The sequence below is a fragment of the Thalassobacter sp. 16PALIMAR09 genome, from assembly GCF_000765485.1.
GTDB lineage: Bacteria > Pseudomonadota > Alphaproteobacteria > Rhodobacterales > Rhodobacteraceae > Thalassobacter > Thalassobacter stenotrophicus.
Genome location: NZ_JHAK01000028.1, coordinates 1 through 1,973 on the forward strand (window position 1 = coordinate 1; position 1,973 = coordinate 1,973).

At 52.6% G+C, this 1,973-nt stretch carries 1 protein-coding gene; it reads right to left on the minus strand.

The window, feature by feature from the left end:
• Window positions 1-243: 243 nt before the first annotated feature.
• Complete coding sequence (locus tag PM04_RS18300; protein ID WP_234702818.1) at window positions 244-711, minus strand: tyrosine-type recombinase/integrase; 468 nt, start codon at window positions 709-711, stop codon at window positions 244-246.
• Between the last annotated feature and the right edge of the window lie 1,262 nt (window positions 712-1,973).

The following is a 1,973-nucleotide window of genomic DNA, read 5'->3' on the forward strand; positions in this document are numbered from 1 at the left end:
GTAGTCTCAAACTGCTATGCGCTTACTTCAACGCTTTCGAGACCGTATCGAGGGCGACGCGGTTGTGCACCTGAACCGATCTAGGCTTATGATTGATTGGTGCGCTGTTTCGCCAGTCAGCGCTCTTTATTCGCGGCGACTCAGGTTCATCCGGAGTCAATTGAAGTTCTGTTTCCATGGTTGACCGCGAAGGGTCAGAAAACGGTTCGATTAAGCGAAGAGACATGACCAGTTCTGTAGCCCCTAATCGAGGCGCAAATGTGGTTTTGTCGGGCGTTTCTTGCTTTGAATCGATGTTGAGATTACAGCGCTGTCTCCCTGAGCGGTAGTACAGACAGGATCATCGGCGAGGTGCGCGTAGTGGAGTGTAGTTTGCAACTGTGAATGTCCCAAAAGTTCCTCCACTATTTGTATCGGCATCCCACTGGACATCGCTGTCGAGGCATAGGTGTGGCGTAAGTCTTGAATCCACAGGTCATCGAGGCCAGCCAGCTTGCGGATACGTCGCCAAGAGCGCTGCAGGTCTGTAATGTTGATGTTCTCCCCGCGGCCTTCGATGATGAAGGGATTGCCAACGGTGCGCGGCAGATCGGTTGAAATGAAGCGTGCTATCATCGGGAGGGGTATAAACCTCTGATGTACCTTGCTGTTCGGCAGTTCAAGCCCGCGATCCGTGACATATTCCCATCGTGCAGTATAGACTTCACTCACTCGACATCCCGTCAATAAAAGCAAGCGGAAGGCGGCGGTAACGTGCGGGCTTTCGCTACCGTGCGCTTCCTACTGTGCGAGGGTCTTCCCTAGATGTTTGTTCTCCGCTTGAGCCAGATATCGCTCACGTTTGTTTTCTTGATGTTTCGGAACGTAACGGCACGGATTGATCCCGTCCGGATGCAAGCTCCAGAGCTCCGCCATGTTGAACATCTTCGACAAGACAGTAAGCATTCGATTGGCTTGGGTTGGCATCGCACGGTGACGGTAGTGCTGGTTCGCGATATCTTTTCGTAGGACTTCGTTCACTTTGAATGTGGCGAGGGCAGGGGGGGATCATCTTGCAGATAGCGGGACGGAAGTCGCGAGTAGTATTGGGCTTAGCATGTACGTGGACATGGAGTTGGGTGCAGCGGTCACATAGATCTGAAATCGTGGGGGCTACACGCTCCAGTGCAATCGCCTCTACCGGACCATATCCCTCAGCAGTTTGGCGGACTATCGTTAAGGCGCTTGCACGCGCTTGATCTCCTGTAATCACACCATGGCGCCTAGGTGATGCCTCACGGGTGCGTTTAACTTTCCAGTATTGTTCCTGAAAGGTCTTGGTTCTGAGTGGTATGATGCGAATTCCGAAGCCTTTTAGAATACTGTCCCAGGCGAAGTAGCAGGTACTTCTGGTTTTGCGTGCGTCTACATTATGCTTCGATTGAGCCTTCCTCATAAGAGTTATGTCGAGATCGTTTCCTAAACACTTTCGTATGACAGCCAGCTAAGTTCCCGCTAGCGGAAAGGGCGTCTTTGTAGCGACGGTGCTTGCTCGTGTTATCATGCTACTTGTTTACGGGGTATAGTGGGCTGCTTGTCGGGCGAGGGGGCTAGGTTGTCACATATGGGGAGGGATGCGTCACCACATCGTGCAATAAAGCAGACGGGTCGAAGCCGGACTGGCGATGTTTTTTTCCCTTGGCTTCAGTAGATAGACGGCCTGCCGAGACAGTGCTAACCGTGGGGGCATACATGCCTCAAGAGCAGTCCAACGATGAGGATCGTAACTTACAAGTTGATCCGACCGAAATTAGGTCTCTGATCCAAATTGTACTTCAAACACTCTTGTCTGTTCCTGTGGCTGTCCTCAGCTGCGCCAAGTGGAGGGGGCGGTGAATAGAGGGTTACCATCATCGAGGGACGTCGCGAGTCGGGCTGGGGTGGTGTTGGCCAAGCTGATTCACCCCGAATTTGCTGTGAAATGGCGCTCAACC